Origin of the sequence: Xanthomonas euroxanthea (assembly GCF_903989455.1) — a bacterium.
In the GTDB taxonomy this organism is placed as follows: domain Bacteria; phylum Pseudomonadota; class Gammaproteobacteria; order Xanthomonadales; family Xanthomonadaceae; genus Xanthomonas; species Xanthomonas euroxanthea.
The window spans coordinates 2,687,416-2,706,204 of sequence record NZ_LR861803.1; the positions used below are offsets into that span (position 1 = coordinate 2,687,416).

At 66.3% G+C, this 18,789-nt stretch carries 13 protein-coding genes and 5 tRNA genes; 12 read left to right on the forward strand and 6 right to left on the reverse strand.

Annotated elements, in window-relative coordinates:
* Nucleotides 1-201 precede the first annotated feature (201 nt).
* The 5 genes from zwf (at nucleotide 202) to H7A86_RS11215 (ending at nucleotide 6,122) form a co-directional block, all read left to right on the forward strand.
* A complete protein-coding gene (zwf, locus tag H7A86_RS11195) occupies nucleotides 202-1,632 on the forward strand; it encodes a glucose-6-phosphate dehydrogenase (protein WP_115676951.1) in 1,431 nt (476 codons plus the stop codon).
* Nucleotides 1,629-2,636, forward strand: coding sequence for a glucokinase (gene glk / locus H7A86_RS11200; RefSeq protein ID WP_104533472.1), 1,008 nt, complete (start codon nucleotides 1,629-1,631; stop codon nucleotides 2,634-2,636). Before zwf ends, glk begins: the two co-directional genes overlap by 4 nt.
* A complete protein-coding gene (gene pgl, locus H7A86_RS11205) occupies nucleotides 2,633-3,352 on the forward strand; it encodes a 6-phosphogluconolactonase (RefSeq protein ID WP_104582556.1) in 720 nt (239 codons plus the stop codon). The genes glk and pgl overlap by 4 nt, the downstream gene beginning before the upstream one ends.
* Before the next feature lie 141 nt (nucleotides 3,353-3,493).
* Nucleotides 3,494-5,410, forward strand: coding sequence for a phosphogluconate dehydratase (gene edd / locus H7A86_RS11210; protein WP_104650444.1), 1,917 nt, complete (start codon nucleotides 3,494-3,496; stop codon nucleotides 5,408-5,410).
* 52 nt (nucleotides 5,411-5,462) lie between these two features.
* On the forward strand, nucleotides 5,463-6,122 hold the full coding sequence (locus tag H7A86_RS11215; protein WP_119131906.1) for a bifunctional 4-hydroxy-2-oxoglutarate aldolase/2-dehydro-3-deoxy-phosphogluconate aldolase: 660 nt from the start codon (nucleotides 5,463-5,465) through the stop codon (nucleotides 6,120-6,122).
* Nucleotides 6,123-7,097: 975 nt separating this feature from the next.
* Here the strand turns inward: H7A86_RS11215 and H7A86_RS11220 are convergent.
* From H7A86_RS11220 to H7A86_RS11230, 3 genes are read right to left on the reverse strand one after another with little or no spacing between them, the layout of a single operon-like run.
* Nucleotides 7,098-10,184 (reverse strand): efflux RND transporter permease subunit, encoded by a 3,087-nt coding sequence (locus H7A86_RS11220; RefSeq protein WP_119131905.1) that lies wholly within the window; start codon nucleotides 10,182-10,184, stop codon nucleotides 7,098-7,100.
* On the reverse strand, nucleotides 10,181-13,690 hold the full coding sequence (locus H7A86_RS11225; RefSeq protein WP_104582551.1) for an efflux RND transporter permease subunit: 3,510 nt from the start codon (nucleotides 13,688-13,690) through the stop codon (nucleotides 10,181-10,183). The genes H7A86_RS11220 and H7A86_RS11225 overlap by 4 nt, the downstream gene beginning before the upstream one ends.
* The gene (locus H7A86_RS11230) at nucleotides 13,687-14,820 is read right to left on the reverse strand and encodes an efflux RND transporter periplasmic adaptor subunit (protein ID WP_164739042.1); all 1,134 of its coding nucleotides are present in this window, start codon (nucleotides 14,818-14,820) and stop codon (nucleotides 13,687-13,689) included. Before H7A86_RS11230 ends, H7A86_RS11225 begins: the two co-directional genes overlap by 4 nt.
* Before the next feature lie 204 nt (nucleotides 14,821-15,024).
* On the opposite strand from H7A86_RS11230, the gene H7A86_RS11235 reads away from it, so the two are divergent.
* The 4 genes from H7A86_RS11235 (at nucleotide 15,025) to H7A86_RS11250 (ending at nucleotide 16,190) form a co-directional block, all read left to right on the forward strand.
* The gene (locus tag H7A86_RS11235; protein WP_115676948.1) at nucleotides 15,025-15,417 is read left to right on the forward strand and encodes a c-type cytochrome; all 393 of its coding nucleotides are present in this window, start codon (nucleotides 15,025-15,027) and stop codon (nucleotides 15,415-15,417) included.
* 8 nt (nucleotides 15,418-15,425) lie between these two features.
* The gene (locus H7A86_RS11240) at nucleotides 15,426-15,887 is read left to right on the forward strand and encodes a c-type cytochrome (protein ID WP_164739041.1); all 462 of its coding nucleotides are present in this window, start codon (nucleotides 15,426-15,428) and stop codon (nucleotides 15,885-15,887) included.
* A 105-nt stretch (nucleotides 15,888-15,992) separates the two neighbouring features.
* A tRNA-Ala gene (locus H7A86_RS11245) sits at nucleotides 15,993-16,068 on the forward strand.
* A gap of 46 nt (nucleotides 16,069-16,114) precedes the next feature.
* A tRNA-Glu gene (locus H7A86_RS11250) sits at nucleotides 16,115-16,190 on the forward strand.
* 103 nt (nucleotides 16,191-16,293) lie between these two features.
* Here H7A86_RS11250 and H7A86_RS21040 read toward each other — a convergent pair.
* Nucleotides 16,294-16,722: a hypothetical protein gene (locus H7A86_RS21040; protein WP_119131904.1), complete on the reverse strand. Its 429-nt coding sequence runs from the start codon at nucleotides 16,720-16,722 to the stop codon at nucleotides 16,294-16,296.
* Here H7A86_RS21040 and H7A86_RS11255 point away from each other — a divergent pair.
* Nucleotides 16,690-16,765, forward strand: a tRNA-Ala gene (locus H7A86_RS11255). The two genes, H7A86_RS21040 and H7A86_RS11255, sit on opposite strands and share 33 nt — an antisense overlap.
* A gap of 49 nt (nucleotides 16,766-16,814) precedes the next feature.
* A tRNA-Glu gene (locus tag H7A86_RS11260) sits at nucleotides 16,815-16,890 on the forward strand.
* Between the two features lie 255 nt (nucleotides 16,891-17,145).
* Here the strand turns inward: H7A86_RS11260 and H7A86_RS11265 are convergent.
* Together H7A86_RS11265 and H7A86_RS11270 are read right to left on the reverse strand one after the other, a co-directional pair.
* A complete protein-coding gene (locus tag H7A86_RS11265) occupies nucleotides 17,146-17,322 on the reverse strand; it encodes a hypothetical protein (protein WP_104582549.1) in 177 nt (58 codons plus the stop codon).
* Between the two features lie 333 nt (nucleotides 17,323-17,655).
* A tRNA-Leu gene (locus H7A86_RS11270) sits at nucleotides 17,656-17,746 on the reverse strand.
* A 310-nt stretch (nucleotides 17,747-18,056) separates the two neighbouring features.
* Here H7A86_RS11270 and H7A86_RS11275 point away from each other — a divergent pair.
* Nucleotides 18,057-18,473 carry a hypothetical protein gene (locus tag H7A86_RS11275; protein WP_119131903.1) on the forward strand — a complete coding sequence of 139 codons (417 nt, stop codon included), beginning with the start codon at nucleotides 18,057-18,059 and terminating at the stop codon, nucleotides 18,471-18,473.
* Nucleotides 18,474-18,789: the final 316 nt, after the last annotated feature.

The window sequence follows — 18,789 nt, forward strand, 5'->3', positions numbered from 1 at the left end:
GCCACGCATGGGCAGGTCTACCGCCGCGGCGCTAACCGCTGACGGCCACTTGCTGCAACAATCGGGGACTGGGCGCGCGCGTCCATCCCCCGCTGCGCGCACGCCAGTGACGCTCAGGAACAGACATACCGACCGCCGGCTGTCCGGCGCCTTTCCGACCAGCTGCTGATCACGATGTCTCCAGAATCTGAAATTCGGTCCATGCATAACACCCTGATCCTGTTCGGCGCCACCGGCGATCTCGCCCAGCGCTATCTCTTCCCGTCCCTGCTGCGACTGTTCGTCGACGGCCTGCTGCCGGAGGATTTCCGTATCCGTGCGCTGGCGTTGTCGCCGCACGACACCGAGGCCTTCCGCGAGGTCCTGCGCCCGCGCCTGGCCGCCGCGCTGCCGATCGCCACGCCCGAGCAGATCCAGACGCTGCTGCAGCGGGTCGACTACCGCTCGGTGGATCTGCGCGATGCCGAGTCGGTGGCCAATGCCGTGCGCGAGCTGGCCAACCGCCAGTGTGTGAGCTATCTGGCGATTCCGCCGGGCCTGTACATCAGCACCTGCCAGGGCCTGGCGCTGGGCGGCGCGCTGGCCGCACCGCACCGGCTGATGCTGGAAAAGCCGATCGGCCACGATTCGGACAGCGCCCGCGAGATCCTGCAGTCGATCGGCGCGCTGATCGACGAAGACCGCGTGTTCCGCCTGGACCATTACCTGGGCAAGGCGGCGGTGCAGAACCTGATCGCGCTGCGCTTCGGCAATACGCTGCTGGAGGCGGTGTGGAACCGCACCTACATCGAGTCGGTACAGATCCTGGTGGCCGAAAGCGAAGGCGTGGACGGGCGCGATGCCTATTACGCCCGCTCCGGCGCGCTGCGCGACATGGTGCAGAGTCACATCCTGCAGCTGTTGTGCCTGGTGGCAATGGAGCCGCCGGCCTCGCTGGAAGCCGACCGCATCCGCGACGAGAAGGTCAAGGTGCTGCGCGCCCTGCGCCCGATGACCGCCGAGCATGCCGCCCATGACAGCGTGCGCGGCCGCTACACCGCCGGCAGCATCAATGGCCAGCCGGCGCAGGCCTATCACCCGCCGGAAGGCAGCGATGTGGAAACCTTCGTCGCGGTGACCGCGCATATCGACAACTGGCGCTGGGCCGGGGTGCCGTTCCATCTGTGCACCGGCAAGCGTCTGGCCGAGCGCTCTACCCGCATCGTGGTCACGCTCAAGCCGGTGACGCATTGGCTGTTCGAGCGCCCGGACCGGCAGAACGCGGTGCCCAACCGGCTGACCTTCCAGCTGCAGCCGCAGGAAAACATCGAGCTCGGCCTGATGAGCAGCCTGGCCGGCCCGGAATGGGGGGCGATCGAGCTGCAGCCGCTGGAACTGGAACTGTCGGTGCCAACCGGCCTGCACCGGCGCATCGCCTACGAGCGCCTGTTCGTGGATGCCTTCAACGGCAACCCGGCGCTGTTCGTGCGCGACGACGAGGTCAAGGCCGCCTGGTCGTGGATCGACAGCGTCAGCGATGCCTGGAAAGACGCGCAGTTGCCACTGCAGCCCTACCCGGCCGGCAGTTGGGGCCCCGATGCCGCGGCCCCCTTCCTGCCCCCCGCCACCGACGCACAGGGACACACCGCATGACCGCTCCTTCCAAGCCGGTGCTGGTTGCCGATATCGGCGGAACCAATGCGCGCTTCGCGCTGGCCGACGTCGACGCCTCGGTACCGCTGCTGGATGACACCTCGCGCGAATTTGCGGTGGTCGATTTCGGCTCGCTCGGCGAAGCCGCGCGTTACTACCTCGACCAGATCGGCGTGCAGGCCACCCAGGGCGTGTTTGCCGTGGCCGGCCGCGTGGATGGCGACGAGGCACGCATCACCAACCATCCGTGGGTGATCTCGCGCTCGCGCACCGCGGCGATGCTGGGCTTCAGCACCCTGCACCTGATCAACGACTTCGCCGCGCAGGCTATGGCGATCAGCCTGCTGCGCCCGCAGGACGTGGTGCAGGTTGGCGGCGCCAGCTGGCGGCCGGCGCCGATCGATCAGGCGCGCAACTACGGCGTGATCGGCCCGGGCACCGGGCTGGGCGTGGGCGGGCTGATCATCCGCAACGGACGCTGTTTCCCGCTGGAAACCGAAGGCGGCCACGTCAGCTTCCCGCCCGGAACGCCAGAGGAGATCCGCATCCTGGAGATCCTGTCCGAGCAGTTCGGCCGGGTCTCCAACGAGCGTCTGATCTGCGGCCCCGGCCTGGTCAACATCCACCGCGCGCTCAGCGAGATCGCCGGGGTCGACCCGGGTCCGTTGCAGCCCAAGGACATCACCGCACGTGCGGCGGCGGGCGACCCACGCTCGTCGCGCACCATCGATCTGTTCTGCGCCATCTTCGGCGCGATCGCCGGCGACATGGTGCTGATGCAGGGCGCCTGGGACGGCGTGTTCCTCACTGGCGGGCTGGTGCCCAAGGTGCTGGATTCGCTGCAGCATTCCGGCTTCCGCCAGCGCTTCGAACACAAGGGACGCTTCTCCGCGATCATGTCGCGGGTGCCGTCGCTGGCGGTCATGCATCCGCATGCCGGCCTGCTCGGTGCCGCCGCCTATGCGGTGGATGCGCAGCGTCAGCATCCAGGGGAGCAGCGATGAACCTGCAGGACAATCCGCGCATCACACTGGTGCGCTACGAAGACCCGGCCGAATGGACCGAGGCGGTCGCCAGCGAGATGGCCGACCTGCTGGAACAGGAGATTTCGCGCCGCGGCCAGGCGCGCATGCTGCTGTCCGGCGGCACCACACCGGCGCCGGTGTACGAATCCCTCGCCCACCGTCCGCTGGACTGGTCGCGGGTGGAAGTGGGCCTGGTCGATGAACGCTGGCTCTCGCCGCAGGATCAGGACAGCAACGCCTGGCTGGTCAATCACAGCTTCTTGACCCATGCACCGGCGGCGACCTTCATTCCGCTGGTGCGCCCGGGCAAGCAGTTGCCCGAGTGCGTGCACACCGCGAACCTGCAGGCCAGGCATGCCGAACCCGCATGCCTGGCAGTGCTGGGCATGGGCGGCGACGGCCACACCGCCTCGTTGTTTCCGGGCTCGACCGACTTGAGCAAGGCGCTGTCCAGCCCGCAGCCCTATGCCTCGCTGGATGCCACCGGCTGCCCCGGTTCGAATCAGTGGCCGCTGCGGATCACGCTGACACCGGCCGGGCTGGCCACCATCCCGACCCGCTTGCTGCTGCTGCGCGGCAAGCAGAAGCTTGACGTGTTGCAGGCTGCGCTGGCGGGCGATGATGTCAGCGAGTATCCGATCCGGGTGGCGCTGCAGCAGCCGGGCCCGAAGTTGCGGGTTCACTGGTGTGCTTGAGTGCGAGTCCCTCGCAACAGCCCGCACTTCCATGTGCGGGGATTCAAATGTGCGAATCCCTCGCAACAGCCCGCACATCCATGTGCGGGTATCTAACAAGCGTGATTACTTTCTTCCCCCGTTTCTCATAGCCGGTAGCCAATGAGCCTGCATCCGAACATCCAAGCTGTCACCGACCGTATCCGCAAGCGCAGCGCGCCGTCGCGCGCGGCGTATCTGGCCGGTCTCGATGCCGCCCTGCGCGAGGGTCCGTTCCGTAGCCGTCTGAGCTGCGGCAATCTTGCGCATGGTTTCGCTGCGTCCGAGCCGACCGACAAGTCGCGCCTGCGCGGTGCGGCCACGCCCAACCTGGGCATCATCACCGCCTACAACGACATGCTCTCGGCACACCAGCCGTTCGAGCATTACCCGCAGCTGATCCGTGAGACCGCGCGTACGCTCGGCGCCACCGCGCAGGTTGCCGGCGGCGTGCCGGCGATGTGCGACGGGGTGACCCAGGGCCGCGCGGGCATGGAGCTGTCGCTGTTCTCGCGCGACAACATTGCCCAGGCCACGGCGATCGGCCTGAGCCACGACATGTTCGACAGCGTGGTGTACCTGGGCGTGTGCGACAAGATCGTGCCGGGCCTTTTGATCGGCGCGCTGGCGTTCGGGCACCTGCCGGCGTTGTTCATGCCGGCCGGCCCGATGACGCCAGGCATTCCGAACAAGCAGAAGGCCGAAGTGCGCGAGCGCTACGCCGCTGGCGAAGCCACCCGCGCCGAATTGCTGGAAGCCGAATCGTCCTCGTATCACTCGCCCGGCACCTGCACCTTCTACGGCACCGCCAACTCCAACCAGGTGTTGCTCGAAGCGATGGGCGTGCAGCTGCCCGGCGCCTCGTTCGTCAACCCCGAACTGCAGTTGCGCGATGCGCTGACCCGCGAGGGCACCGCGCGTGCGCTGGCAATCTCCGCGCTGGGCCAGGACTTCCGTCCGTTCGGTCGCCTGATCGACGAGCGCGCCATCGTCAACGCCGTGGTCGCGCTGATGGCCACCGGCGGCTCGACCAATCACACCATCCACTGGATTGCGGTGGCGCGCGCGGCCGGCATCGTGCTGACCTGGGACGACATGGACCTGATCTCGCAGACCGTGCCGTTGCTGACCCGCATCTACCCCAACGGCGAAGCCGACGTGAACCGCTTCCAGGCCGCGGGCGGCACCGCGTTCGTGTTCCGCGAGCTGATGGACGCCGGGATGATGCACGACGACCTGCCCACCGTGGTCGAGGGCGGCATGCGCGCCTACGCCAACGAGCCGCGCCTGCAGGACGGCAAGATCGTGTATGTGCCCGGCACCGCGACCACCGCCGACGACAGCGTGGCGCGCCCGGTCAGCGCCGCGTTCGAGTCGCAGGGCGGCCTGCGCCTGCTGCGCGGCAACCTGGGCCGTTCGCTGATCAAGCTGTCGGCGGTCAAGCCGCAGCACCGCACGATCGAGGCGCCGGCGGTGGTGATCGATACGCCGCAGGTGCTCAACAAGCTGCATGCCGCCGGCGTGCTGCCGCACGATTTCGTGGTGGTGCTGCGCTACCAGGGTCCGCGTGCCAATGGCATGCCGGAACTGCACTCGATGGCGCCGCTGCTGGGCCTGTTGCAGAACCAGGGCCGGCGCGTGGCGCTGGTCACCGACGGCCGTCTGTCCGGCGCCTCGGGCAAGTTCCCGGCGGCGATCCACATGACCCCGGAAGCCGCACGCGGCGGTCCGATCGGGCGTGTGCGCGAAGGCGACATCGTGCGCCTGGACGGCGAAGCCGGCACGCTGGAAGTGCTGGTGTCGGCCGAAGAGTGGGCATCGCGCGAGGTCGCGCCGAACACCTCGGTGGCCGGCAACGACCTGGGACGCAACCTGTTCGCGATCAACCGCCAGGTGGTTGGCCCCGCCGACCAGGGCGCCATCTCGATTTCCTGCGGCCCGACCCGTCCGGACGGCGCACTGTGGAGCTACGACGCCGAGTACGAACTCGGTGCCGATGCCGAGGCCGCCGCCGCACCGCACGAGTCCAAGGACGCCTGATTCCCCTTCCCTCTGCGCGACCGCCCTGCGGTCGCCGTCTACCGGAGTTGCAATGACGATTGCCCAGACCCAGAACACCGCCGAACAGCTGCTGCGCGACGCCGGCATCCTGCCGGTGGTCACCGTGGACACGCTGGACCAGGCCCGCCGCGTCGCCGATGCGCTGCTCGAAGGCGGCCTGCCCGCGATCGAGCTGACCCTGCGCACTCCGGTCGCGATCGACGCACTGGCCATGCTCAAGCGCGAGCTGCCCGACATCGTGATCGGCGCCGGCACCGTGCTGAGCGAGCTGCAACTGCGTCAGTCGGTGGATGCCGGTGCGGACTTCCTGGTCACCCCCGGCACGCCGGCGCCGCTGGCGCGCCTGCTGGCCGACGCGCCGATTCCCGCAGTGCCTGGCGCGGCCACGCCGACCGAGCTGCTGACCCTGATGGGCCTGGGCTTCCGCGTCTGCAAGCTGTTCCCGGCCACCGCCGTGGGGGGATTGCAGATGCTCAAGGGCCTGGCCGGTCCGCTGTCCGAGCTCAAGCTCTGCCCCACCGGCGGCATCAGCGAAGCCAACGCGGCCGAGTTCCTGTCGCAGCCGAACGTGCTGTGCATCGGCGGCTCGTGGATGGTGCCCAAGGACTGGCTGGCCCAGGGCCAGTGGGACAATGTCAAGGAAAGCTCGGCCAAGGCTGCGGCGATCGTGCGGCAGGTGCGGGCTGGCTGATTTGTGGGCCGCATCCCGCGCTGGATAGCCGGGTGGAAGCTGGTTGGCTGAGGAACGCTGATCAGCTGGCGTCCTGGTGTTGATTGAGGAAAGCCCGGGTTGCTGGCGGTTTGGTTTTGGTCGAGGAGAGCCCGATTGGCTGGCGCCTTGATTCCATGCGTGGGAGCGGCCCGCGGGCGCCGGGGCAGGACACGCCGTGAACCCATCCATGGGGCTCTTACACGCGCCATGTCGTGTAAGGTCCTGCCCCGACGCCCGCGGACCACTCTCGAGTGTTCCTGCGTTGGCGGAACGGAGAGCAGATTGGCACGCATCAAAATCGAGCACTGAACCGGCTGCCGTTTTTCGTCGCCCAACGTCGCGGAAACGACTCGCCGAAGCGACAGCGTGGCCGGGGATTGGCGGAGAGCGGCACATGGATGTGCCGCGGCGGCGAGTCAGACAGGATGTCTGACCGAGCCCGAGGAGCCAGTCCGCGGACGCGCTGCCGCCCTCACCGAAGCCAGCGACTGACAGCCGCTTGATTGGCAGTGCCCAGGGCACTCGTACACCTCTCCCCCGGCGGGATAGCAGCTCCAGGCGGCTCGTGATGTTCAAGACTCAAGCGCTACGTGGCGCTGGCGTGTTCGGCGCACCGTGACACGCCAGCAGATCCCTGCTCTGCTTGCTGGTGTTAGCGAGAATCGCGCGGGCTCTGACAACAAGACGGGCAATTCGCTTGCCTTGACTAGGTCATGGCAACGACTCGCCGAAGCGGCAGCGTGGCCGGGGATTGGCGGAGAGCGGCACAGGGATGTGCCGCGGCGGCGAGTCAGACAGGATGTCTGACCGAGCCGAGGAGCCAGTCCCCGGACGCGCTGCCGCCCTCACCGAAGCCAGCGACTGACAGCCGCTTGATTGGCAGTGCCCGGGGCACCCGTACCCTCACCCCACCCCCTCTCCCGACAGGAGAGGGGCTCAGGCGGCGTGTGAGGTTCAAGACTCAAGCGCAACGCTCGCCGGCGGCATCTTCGGCACACCGCGCGCACGTCGTACCAGCGCTGCTGCGCCATTGCTCATGTCATCGAGAATCGCGTAGATCGTCGGCAGGAACAGCAGGCTCACCACCGTCGAAAATGCCAGCCCGCCGGCAATGGCGCGGGCCATCGGGAAGTACGGCGGGCCGTCGCTGAACATCGTGGTGCTGGTCAGCGAGATCGGCACCATCGCCAGGATGGCGGTGCCCATCGTCATCATGATCGGCCGCAGGCGCTCGCGTGAGCCTTCGATCAGCGCCTGGGTGCGGCCCATGCCGCGGCGGCGCAGGTTGTTGATGTGCTCGATCATCACGATGCCGTTGTTCACCACCACGCCCATCAACACCAGGATGCCGATGAAGGACATGATCCCGAACGAAGTGCCGGTGATCCAGAACAGCCAGAACACCCCGAAGATCGAAAACACCACGCCGCTCATGATCGCCGCAGGAAACAGCAGCGACTCGAACACCGCCGCCATCACCACGTAGATCATCACCAGCGCGATCACCAGGTTGAACACCATCTGGCCCATCGCTTCGCCGTCGTCCTGGTAATCGCCGCCGTCGAAGGTGTAGCTGTAACCGGCCGGGAAGCTCATTGCCTTGAGCGGCTTTTCCATTGCCGCGCGTGCTTCCGGTACGGTGACCTTGCTGGCCAGGTTGGCCTTGATGGTCAGCGTGGTCTGCCGATTGGTACGGCCGATCTGCGTGGCGGCCGGGCGAATCTGCACATCGACCAGGCTGAGCAACGGCACGCTGCGGCCATCCTTGGTGCGCACCGTGAAGCTGGCCAGGTCTTCCGGCTTGCTCTGTTCGGCGCCGGCAAAGCGCACCCACACCGGCACCTCGTTGTCGCCGCGGCGGAACTCGCGCAATGGCGTGCCACGCAAGGCCAGGCCCACGAAGCTTGCCACCTGCTCGGCACTGAAGCCGAAGGCCGCCGCACGCTCGCGGTCCACCCGGATCGCCAACTCACTGGTGCGATCGCCGGTATCCACGTGCACATCGCGCAATTCCTTGCGCTGCGCCAGCAATGGGATCACCTCGTCGGCCAAGGCCTGCAGGGCCTGGGTCGAGTCGCCGACCAGCTGCACCTGCACCCCTTGATTGCCGCTGCCGCCATCGCCCTGGTTGCCGATGCTGTAGTCCGCACGCGCCGAGCGCGGCAATGCCTTGCGCATCTGTTCCAGCAGCGGTGGCAGGTCCTTGACCTTGCCCGCGTCGAAGGTCACGGTGGTGCTGCTGCCTTCGGCCTCGCTGAACCACGAATAGATCTGGGTGATGTGGTACTTGTCGCGATGGGCTTGCAGGTAGTGCTCGACCCGCCCGACCTCCTCGCCCATCTGCTCATGCGTGTACGAGCCTTTCCACTGGTACTGGATGAAGGCCTCGTTGCCGCCGTCGCCGCCGAACATGTCGACCTTGGTCAACTTCATCGGCACCAGGCTGATCGCACTGACCAGCACGATGCCGGCCACGCTCCAGCCGCGATGCGCCAGCGTCCACGCCAGCACCCTGGCGTAACGGCGCTGCAGCCGTGCGATCACGCCGCGCTCGGAGCTCACCATCGGCGGTGTCTTCATGCGCGCCGACAACATCGGAATCAGGCTGATGGCTACCAACCATGAAGCCAGCAGCGACACCGAAATGGTGATCGCGATCTGTGCCATGAAGATGCTGATGTTGTTGGTCTCACCGAACAGGTTCGGCACGAACACGATGCAATGGCACAAGGTGCCGGCGCTGAGCGCGATCGCCACACTGCGCGTGCCGAGCAAGGCCGCCAGCTGCGGCTGGCCGGGCATGCGCTCGCGCTCCTGGTAGATGCTTTCCACCACCACCACCGCGTTGTCGACCAGCATGCCGACCGCCAGCAACAGGCCCATCATGGTCAGGATGTTGAGCGTGACGCCGACGAAATACATGAAGCCCAGCGTGATCGCAAAGCAGATCGGAATCGCCAGCGTCACCATCAGCGTCGATGGCCAGTGGCGCAGGAAGAAGAACAGCACCGTGATCGACAACAGCAAGCCCACCGCGCCGGCTTCTGCCAGCTCCGCCAGCGACGAGGTCACCGCCTTGCCCTGGTTGTCGATCACCTTGATCTGCACATCGCGCATCGCAGGTTCGGCGCGAATGTCCTCGACCTCCTTCAACGCCGCCCTGGACACATCCACCAGGTTGGCGCTGCGCTCCTTGTAGATATCCAGCCCGATCGCCGGCCGTCCATCCAGGCGGCGTCCGTAATTCATCCGCGTGGGCTTCAACCGCACCTGCGCAATATCGCCAAGACGCAGCCCTTTTGCGTTGAGCACCAGCTCGCGCAGCTCCTGCAGGTCGCGCAATTCGCCGATCGGCTGGACCCGAATGCGCTGGCCGTTGTCATCGATCTGGCCGGCAGAAACCGAGAAGTTGAGCTTGCCAAGGCGCTCGCTCAACTCATTGAGGCTGAGGTCGTGCGCAGTGAGCCGGTCTGGCGCGATCGCGATCTCCACCTCGTTCGGCGGGGCGCCGGAGATCTCCACCTTGGCCACGCCGGGAATCCGTTCGATGCGCCGCTTGAATTCGCGGTCGAGCATGTCGTACGCGCCGGTCAGGTCGGTCTGGCTGGCCAGGCGCACCTTGAGCACCGGCTCGTCGCTGCTGGACCATTTGTAGATGTGGAAGCGCTGCAGATCTTCCGGAAAATCGTCACGGATGGCATCCAGCCGCTCGCGCGCATCCGACGCGGCGATGGCGATGTCGCGATCCCAGTCGGAGAACTCGATGAAGATGTTGGCGCCATCGGCGGTGGCGGTCGAGCGCATGCGCTTGATGCCGGTCATCGTCGCCAGCGCCTCTTCGGCCGGCCGCACCAGGTTGCGTTCCACCTCGTCCGGGGTGGAGCCGGTGTACGGCAGTTGCACGAACAGGAACGGTGCGGAAATGTCCGGCAGCGCCTCCAGTGGCAGCCGGAATGCGGCAATCAGCCCCACCACCACCAGCGAGACGAAGCACATGATGGTGGTGACCGGGCGACGGATGCTGAAGGCGGCAACGCTCATAGCGCCTCCAGCCCGTCGGAGTTCCCGGGTGCCTGCGCACGCTGCCCGGCCATGCGTCGGCCACGCTCCAGGTAGTACGCATCGGCGCGTCGATCCAGCAGGTCGTACACCACCGGGATCACCAGCAGGGTCAGCAGCGTGGACACCAGCAACCCGCCGATCACGGTGATCGCCATCGGCGCGCGCACCTCGGCACCCTCACCCATTGCCACCGCCAGCGGCAGGAAACCGAACAAGGTGCACAGCGTGGTCATCACGATCGGCCGCAAGCGCGAACGCGCGCCTTCGATCAAGGCCTCGCGCTTGGGCACGCCGTCCTCGCGCAACTGGTTGACCTTGTCGATCAGGATGATCGCGTTCTTGGTCACCAGCCCCACCAGCAGGATCAAGCCGATGAACACCACCACCGACACCGGCTTGCCGGTCATCAGCAAGGCCAGCACCGCGCCGACCATCGCCAGCGGGATGGTGAACAGGATGACGAACGGATGCAGCAGCGATTCGAACTGCGAGGCCATCACCAGGTAGACCAGGAAGATCGCCAGGCCGAACGCGAACAGCAGCGACTTCACCGATTGCGCCAGCTCCTCGCCCTGCCCGCCGATATGCATGCCCACGCCAGCGGCCAGCGGATCGTTGCGCACCATCGACTCGACCTCACGCACCGCACCGCCCAGATCCATGTCATGCAGGCTGGCCGAGACGATCGCCACGCGGGTCTGGTCGGCGCGATGGATCTCGCTCGGCCCGGTCGTCGCCACCACCTCGGCCACCGCCGCCAGACGCACCGGCCGGCTACTGCCGGGGTTGACGATCAGCTGCCGGATCGCGTCCACGCTGGCGCGGTCGCTGTGCTGCGCGCGCACCAGCACGTCGATCTTGCGATCGCGAAAGCTGTAACGCGTGGCCACGTCCCCGCGCACCTTCTTGACGATGACATCGGCGATCTGGCGCGTGGTCAAGCCCAGCGCACCGGCGCGCTCCTGGTCGAAACGGATCTGGATTTCCGGGAAGCCCTCCTCCACCGTCGACTTGACGTCGGCATAGTGGCCATTGGCCCGCAGCATCGCCGCCAGCTTCTGCCCGGCACGTTCCAGCTCGCCCAGGTCCTGCCCACGCAGCTCCACTTCCAGCGGCGTGGAGAAACTGAACAACGCCGGCCGTGCAAAATCCACCTGCGCCCCCGGGTGCCCGGCCATGCTGTTGCGCAGCCGCGTGGTGGCCGCCGCTTCCACTGCCGGGCTGCCGCCACCGGCCATCACCACGGTGAGCTTGCCGATGTTCTCGCCGCTTTCGGTGGGATTGGCGTCCAGCCGCGTGCCGCTGCCGCTGACGCCATACAACGAGGCGATGCCCGGGTCCTTGTCGTGCGCCAGCTGCAACTCGCGCACCAGCGCGTCGGTCTGCGCCAACGGCGTACCGGAAGGCAGCTTCACGGTCATTTCGAAGCGGTCCTGCGCCAGCTGCGGAATCAGGTCCGCCCCCAGCATCGGCACCAGCAACACGGTGCCGACAAACGCGGCAGCCGCCAGTCCCAGCACCAACCCGGGCCGCCGTAACGCCGCCGGCAGCATCGCCAGATAGCCACGCTCGGCGCGGCCATACGGCGCCATCGCCAGATCGCTGGCCTTGCGCATCACCGGCGACACCACCCGCGCGATGCCGCGCCACAGCCGGACCACCGCCCACGCCACAGCGAAGAACGCATAGCGCACGCTCGCCCCGGCTCCGCGCCGGCCGGCGGCCACCGGCTTGAGCCAGCGCTGCTGCGGCTGCCACTGCGGGTGGCTCGGCTCGTCCGGGAACGCCATCGGTGGCGCGCCCTTGAGCGAACTCAGCATCGGGATCAGCGTCATCGACACCACCAGCGAGATCGCGATCGCGATCGCCACGGTCATCGCCTGGTCGCGGAACAGCTGCCCGGCGATGCCTTCGACGAACACCAGCGGCAGGAACACCGCGATCGTGGTCAGCGTGGACGCCATCACCGCCATGCTCACTTCACGGGTGCCGGCAATTGCGGCATCCAGCACGCTCAGGCCGCGCTCGCGCGCCTTGGCGATGCTTTCCAGCACCACGATCGAATCGTCCACCACCAGGCCGGTGGCCAGCGCCAGACCGCCCAGCGACATCACGTTGAGGCTCAGGCCCAGCTGGCCCATGAAGAAGAACGTGGTGATGATCGACACCGGCAGCGACAGGCTGATCACGAAGGTGCTCCAGCCATCGCGCAGGAACAGGAAGATGATCAGGATCGCCAGCACGCCGCCGATCACCGCATCCTTCTTGACGTCGCTGATCGCGTGCTCGATGAAGTGCGACTGGTCCTCGATGGTGGTGATTTCGACATCGCCGGGCACGGTCGCCTTCAACTGCTCCAGCCGCTTGCGCAGCGCTGCGGCGGTGGACACGGTGTTGGCGTCGCCTTCCTTGTAGATCGCCAGCTCCACCGCTTCCTTGCCGCCCAGGCGGATGATCGCCTCGCGCTCCTTGTAGCCCTGGCGCACCTCGGCCACATCCTTCAATCGCACCGGCATGCCGCCGGCAATGCTGCTGGTCGACGACGAGGACGTGCTCTGCACCTCGGCCGCCGCCGCCAGCGCCGCCTGCGAGCCGGTGGACGCGGCGATCGCATACATCTGCTGCATCGCCGCTTCCGCGGCGCTGCCGCTGCTGCTCTGCGTGGTCACCAGCATGTTGCGGATCTCGTCCAGATCCACGAACTGGTTGACCGTGCGCACCAGATACCGCTGCGAGCCTTCTTCCAGCCGGCCGCCGGAGATGTTGACGTTCTCCTCCTTGAGCCGGGTGATCACGTTGTCGATCGGCAGGTTGAGCTGGGCCAGCTTCTGCTGATCGATATCGACCTGAATCTCGTCCTCCAGCCCGCCGCCGACCTTGACCGCGGCCACGCCGGCCACCGGTTCGAGCTTCTTTTTCAGATCCTCGTCGGCATAGCGACGCAAGCCGGTGAGCTGGCGGATCGCATCGCTGTCGGAGGACGGTGCCTGCTTCGGCGACAACGCCAGCCGCATGATCGGCTCGGTCGATGGATTGAAGCGCAGCAACACCGGCGGCTTGGTTTCCAGCGGCAGCGACAAGGCTTCCATCTTGTCGCGCACCTCCAGGCTGGCCTGGTCCATGTTGGTGCCCCAGGCGAATTCCAGCACCACATCGCTCTGCCCGGTGCGCGAGATCGACTTGAGCTTGCGCAGGTTCTTGACCACGCCGACCGCTTCTTCCACCGGTTCGGTCACCAGCGTTTCGATTTCCGCCGGCGCCGCGCCGGTGTATTCGGTGCGCACGGTCAGCGTGGGATAGCTCAGATCCGGCAGCAGATTGACCTTGAGGCTGCGCAAGGCGATCAGGCCGAACAGCAGCATGGTCACGGTGATCATCGCGATGGTCACCCGCCGCCGCGTGGCGAAGGCCACCAGACCGCCACCGCCGGACAAGGACGCATGCGGGTCGTGCACGGGTCCGTGCGGGTTGCCGTGATCGCTCATGAGCGCTTCCCGTCGCTGCCGGTTGCCGGCGCCGCAGCCGCAACCGGCTTGCGATCGGGCTGGCCGATCACCTGGACCGCAGTGCCATCGCGCAGCGCCACCTTGCCGGCGGTCACCACCTGGTCGCCTTCCTTCAGGCCTTGCCGCACTTCCAGCCATGGGCCTTCGGCATAGCCGAGTTTCACCGGCACCCGGCTGGCCTTGCCGTTGCGCACCACGAATACCGCCGGCTCGCCATCGTCCAGCAATGCCAGGCGCGGAATCACCAAAGCATCCTTGCGCTGGTCGTAGTCGATGCGGATGCGCCCGAACATGCCCGGCTGCAGCGCTTCGGCGCCCTGGCCAAACGCACAGATCACCCGGAAGGTGCCGCTGCCCGAATCCACCACCGGCGCAATGCGATCGACCTTGCCGATGAACTGCTGGCCGGGCAAGGCATCGGCCAGCAAGGTCACCGGCTGGCCGGATTTGAGCGTGGCCAGTTCGCGCTCGGGCACGTTGAGCGTGGCCTCCAGCTGCGAGTCGTCGACGATGCGGAAGATCGGCGTATTGATCTGCACGAAGTTGCCGGTCTTGATCGAGCGCGAGGCGATCACCCCGGAAATCGGCGCCTGCACCGTGGTGTAGGACAGTTCCAGCGATGCCAGGCGGTGCTGCGCGCGGCTGTTTTCGACATCGAACTTGAGCTGGTCGACATCGGCGGCACTGACCAGTTGCTGCCCCACCAACTGGGTGGCGCGGCGGTAGCTGTTCTCGAGCTTGCGCAGCTGCGCCTCGCTTTGCGCCACCGCCAGATGCGCGCGGTCCGGATCCAGGCGGACCAGCGCCTGGCCCGCGGACACCTTCTGCCCCTCTTCCACCATCACCGCCAGCGCCACGCCGGAGGTCTTTGCCACCACCTGTGCTTCGGCGCGCGGCTCCAGTGCGGCGGTGCCGGTATAGCTGGCCGCCACCGCACGGCGTGCGGCCTTGGCAATTTCCACCGGCACCGCGTCGACGCTCTTTTTTTCCTCGGCCGCCTTGGCCGCGCCATCTCCGGCCTTGCAACCGCCCAGCAACAGGCTCGTGGTGATCAACAATGCGGCGGCGCAGGTTCCGCTGCGGCCGGGCAAGAAAGAGCGTGGCGACATCGTCGTGTCCTAGTGGATGCGTGAACAGGTGTTGTAGGCAAGTAGACCACCAGAACGATGATGTCGCCAATGCGCCAAAGGTCATGGTCTGTTCAAGTTCGCCTATTCACCCCGTTTGCGCGGGGCCAAATCGCAGGCATACTCGGACCGGTTCCGTCATGCCCCCACGTGCGGACGTTCAATCAGTCTTCCGGATACGAAACCATGCGCCCGCAGCCGCTCGCCGCTTGTCTCGCTCTGGTCGTCTTCCTGCCGTTTGGGGGCGCATCAGCGACACCATCAGTCCCGCCAGCCGCACCCGCCACGCCTGCGCCCACTGCGGCGGCGGCCACCCCCGCAGCGCCCACCGGCAACCCGTCCAACGGCCGCTTGCTGGCCTATACCTGTCAGGGGTGCCACGGCGTCACCGGGTACAAGAACGCCTATCCGAGTTATCGCGTGCCCAAGATCGGCGGCCAGTCCAGTCAGTATCTGACCCAGGCGCTGACCGAGTACCGCCAGGGCAAACGCAAGCATCCCACCATGCAAGCGCAGGCGCAGAGCTTTTCCGAGCAGGACATCGCCGATATCTCCGCCTACCTGTCCACCCTCAAATAAGCGCCCACATGCCGAACGCCCTGCACGCTCCGCGTCTAGCCATCGTCCTGGTCGCTGCCCTGATGGTGGCGGCCTGCTCCCAATCCCAGGTGGAGTCCACCGATCATTCCGCCGGCGATGCCGGCCACGCCAGCGGCGAACATGGCTCCGGTTCGTCCGCCGGGCTGCCGACCGGGCGCGCCGAGGCCGGCGACAAGCTGGCGCATGCGAAGGGCAAGGCCACCGGCCAGAGCTGCATCGATTGCCATGGCGCCGACGGCAATGCTCCCATCGACCCCAGCTATCCCAAGCTCGGCGGCCAGTACGGCGACTACCTTGCGCACGCCTTGCAGGCCTACCGCAGCGGCGATCGCCAGCACCCGCTGATGACCGCACAGGCCACCGCGCTGAGCGATCAGGACATTGCCGATCTGGCCGCCTACTTTGGTGCGCGGCAGACGCAGCTGCGCGATCTGCACGGCGTCAACTGAGTTGCAGACGCGTCGGGTGCCACCGCGCACGTTGCGTCTCATTCGAGATGAAAAAGCACTTGCGCGAACATTAACAGGCCGCTATCATTTCGTTCTCAGTTTCGTGGGGCCATAGCTCAGCTGGGAGAGCGCCTGCATGGCATGCAGGAGGTCGGCGGTTCGATCCCGCCTGGCTCCACCAATCCTGGCTTAGGCCGCCAGGTAGACAAACTCAGGTTTTGATATGCGTCCCCATCGTCTAGAGGCCTAGGACACCACCCTTTCACGGTGGACACCGGGGTTCGAATCCCCGTGGGGACGCCAATCATCAGAAAGCCTCGGCATCGCCGGGGCTTTTTTTTGCATGCTTTTCGGCATCGCTCGTGTGTCGTGGATCTGCACGCGGCCCACCTGGTGCGGCATGTCGTCATGCGGATATCGAAGATGCAGCGGCAGCGTGTTGCCGCAGTGCAAGCGGCCCCTTTGCTGATCCGCCGTCGGCTGCAGCGCAACTACACGCATGCCGATGACCGCGAACGTGCACCCCTTGCAACGCGGGTCGATCACTTGCGCAAGAACTGTCGCACATGCCGAGCCTGCGGATAACCACGGCCACTGCATCGTTGTGCTCTGCCCGATCAGACAATCCCCGCACAGCGACATCCAGCTCGATCAATCGGCGATGCTGGAACGCATCGCATACTTGCGCCTGCACGCGCCGTGCTGACCCTGCCACCGGCAAATCGCTCAGCACATCTTTTTTTGCACGCACCACTTCCCAAGCGTCATCGATGTCGCTATGATTGCCGGCTCGCAGCATCGTGGGGCCATAGCTCAGCTGGGAGAGCGCCTGCATGGCATGCAGGAGGTCGGCGGTTCGATCCCGCCTGGCTCCACCAATATTCCCGACATAGGCCGTCTGGAATCTACAACCAGGTTTTGATACGCGTCCCCATCGTCTAGAGGCCTAGGACACCACCCTTTCACGGTGGACACCGGGGTTCGAATCCCCGTGGGGACGCCAATCATCAGAAAGCCTCGGCATTGCCGGGGCTTTTTTTTGCCTGATACTGCTCAGCAGCCCCCTGCTTCACCGCACGCGATCGGTAGCGACGCGACTACACATTGTTGAGCTGCCAGTTCAACGAGCCCATCGACTACGGGCGCGGGGCGGTGTCGCTGCATCCACACGCACGCACCGCCGATCGACTGTGGAACGTGTGCACTCGATGACGCACCAACCGGCCTGCGCATCGACCAACGTCCGCACAATGCCAGATCAGGTCTGGCCAACATCCAGCGCCTTGCGGCCTTCGTGGGTGAGATCGATATCGCCGTCTTCGGCCTGTGTCGCATAGCCGGCGCGCACCGCCCAGTTGGCCTCTTCGTCGGTCACCGGCTTGGTGTCGTGGATGTCGCGCAAAATGCGCAGCTGCTGCGAAGAATCAAAATCCATGGAAGCCACCTGCTTGAAAGAGCTATCCAAGGTACGCACCGCGCGTGATGGTTGCGTGCCTGCAGGCGCAAGGTGGCAGGGCTGTCTCATCTCGACTGCATTCTTCAGCAACTACGCGGCAGCGATGCGGGCCAGCAAACACGCTGCCATGCAAGCACGGCACGACGCTGCGCCGCCTGGCGCACACCATCGACACCCGCTCGCTCCACGCCTGACGGCACTGCGCAAGCGTGGCGATGCAATCACCAGCCTGCTCCGGCACGGCTGTCGAGCGCCAAAAAGAAAAGCCCCTCTGACTGTCGCCAGAAGGGCTCTGCTTGTACCGCTGCATCCTGGTGCCGAAGGTGGGACTCGAACCCACACGCTTTTAAGGGCGGCGGATTTTGAGTCCGACCCAAGAAGTAGACGCGACAAGCACTTTGGCCGATTTAGCGTTCCGCAATGACCAGCAATTCAATGCTCTGCATGCCTTACGCGACAAGGGGTGCGCCGTGGTTGCGGAATGATTTCTAGCCGATCGAGGGGATCATGGAGCGGCGCCCCGTCACCTGACTGAGGCGCGCACACGAGCGTCGGAGCTGTCGAAACGCTACCAGGTTGGTGATCGGGATCTTCGGGCGGTCCTGGACGCTGAACAACGCGAGACAGAGCGCCAGCGTGGGGCGGCAGCAGCAGCGCAGGCGGCCAAATCGGCAGCCACGCTGGGGGGGCTGCTGGATGCATACGTGTAGTCGTTGAAGGACACCGGCAAGATCAGCGCAAGGGAGGCCGAGAACTCGATCGCCTTGCACGTGAAAGGCCCATGGCCGCTGCTATGGGAAATGCCGGCCGGCGACGTGACGCGTGACGACCTGCTGCCCGTCCTGGCGCGTATTGCCGCGTCAGGAAAGCTGAGGGCGGCGGGCAAGATCCGGTCGCACCTGTGCGCTGCGTATGCTGCAGCGATTCGTGCTCGGCAGGGCGCGCGCGCGCCGGCCTCGATGCGCGCCCTGGCTGTGTCCGCGAACCCGGCCCGCGACCTGGCCACGATCGAGGGCAGCAGCGCTGCCAAAGACCGCGCCCCCTATCGGTGGCCGAGCTTCGCGCCTACTGGAAGCGTATCGCCCGACTCCCAGGCGCTGCCGGCGCACTGCTCCAGTTCCACCTGCTAACGGGAGGACAGCGCATCGCCCAGCTGTCGCGGATGGAGGTGGACGGCTCGGACCTGGACACGAGGACGGTGCGGATCCTCGACGGCAAAGGGCGACGAAACAAACCCCGAGCGCACTATGTCCCGCTTCTACCTGACGCGGAGAAAGCGCTGCAGGTGATGAGGGGGGAATGAACCGCTCGGGCCTTACCTGTTCACGCTCAGCGAGGGTACGCCGCCGAGCGTTGCAGCCATTGCAGCAGCTGGCCACGCATCCAGGTTGTACAAGCAGATCGACTTGAGCAGGCCTCGCTGCTGCAAGGCCTCATATAGCAAAG

What these genes read in the sequence shown, in the direction of transcription:
- zwf (WP_115676951.1), top strand. Translation starts at nt 202, where the DNA reads ATGCATAACACCCTGATCCTGTTCGGCGCCACCGGCGATCTCGCCCAG.
- glk (WP_104533472.1), top strand. Translation starts at nt 1,629, where the DNA reads ATGACCGCTCCTTCCAAGCCGGTGCTGGTTGCCGATATCGGCGGAACC.
- pgl (WP_104582556.1), top strand. Translation starts at nt 2,633, where the DNA reads ATGAACCTGCAGGACAATCCGCGCATCACACTGGTGCGCTACGAAGAC.
- edd (WP_104650444.1), top strand. Translation starts at nt 3,494, where the DNA reads ATGAGCCTGCATCCGAACATCCAAGCTGTCACCGACCGTATCCGCAAG.
- H7A86_RS11215 (WP_119131906.1), top strand. Translation starts at nt 5,463, where the DNA reads ATGACGATTGCCCAGACCCAGAACACCGCCGAACAGCTGCTGCGCGAC.
- H7A86_RS11220 (WP_119131905.1), bottom strand. Translation starts at nt 10,184, where the DNA reads ATGAGCGTTGCCGCCTTCAGCATCCGTCGCCCGGTCACCACCATCATG.
- H7A86_RS11225 (WP_104582551.1), bottom strand. Translation starts at nt 13,690, where the DNA reads ATGAGCGATCACGGCAACCCGCACGGACCCGTGCACGACCCGCATGCG.
- H7A86_RS11230 (WP_164739042.1), bottom strand. Translation starts at nt 14,820, where the DNA reads ATGTCGCCACGCTCTTTCTTGCCCGGCCGCAGCGGAACCTGCGCCGCC.
- H7A86_RS11235 (WP_115676948.1), top strand. Translation starts at nt 15,025, where the DNA reads ATGCGCCCGCAGCCGCTCGCCGCTTGTCTCGCTCTGGTCGTCTTCCTG.
- H7A86_RS11240 (WP_164739041.1), top strand. Translation starts at nt 15,426, where the DNA reads ATGCCGAACGCCCTGCACGCTCCGCGTCTAGCCATCGTCCTGGTCGCT.
- H7A86_RS21040 (WP_119131904.1), bottom strand. Translation starts at nt 16,722, where the DNA reads ATGCAGGCGCTCTCCCAGCTGAGCTATGGCCCCACGATGCTGCGAGCC.
- H7A86_RS11265 (WP_104582549.1), bottom strand. Translation starts at nt 17,322, where the DNA reads ATGGATTTTGATTCTTCGCAGCAGCTGCGCATTTTGCGCGACATCCAC.